The organism is Belnapia sp. AC561 (assembly GCF_979252845.1).
This window is the reverse complement of record NZ_CEEDBP010000280.1, coordinates 1-262: the sequence shown is the minus strand read 5'-3', so window position 1 is coordinate 262 and position 262 is coordinate 1. Positions and strand designations below refer to the sequence as shown.

The window sequence follows — 262 nt, the reverse complement described above, 5'->3', positions numbered from 1 at the left end:
ACGTTACTCGGCAGCGGATTTAGTAGCCTTAATTTTAAAAGATTTAAAGCAGAAAGCCGACAAAATAACCGGCTTTAATTGCACGAAGGCGATAATTGGCCGACCTGTTTTTTTTGATGATGACGACAGCCAAAAAGATACGCTTGCGCAAACCCGTTTAAAAAAAGCTGCCGAAAGCGCCGGCTTCACCGATATCAGGTTTCAGTTTGAGCCAATTGGAGCGGCATTTGCCTACGAAAAACTTATCACTAAGAAAGAAAAG

The 262-nt window shown here is 42.4% G+C and carries 1 protein-coding gene; it reads left to right on the top strand.

The genetic code is table 11. The features are described from left to right. On the top strand, positions 1–262 hold a 262-nt coding region (locus AC0IW9_RS31085; RefSeq protein WP_471652155.1), incomplete at both ends, for an Hsp70 family protein.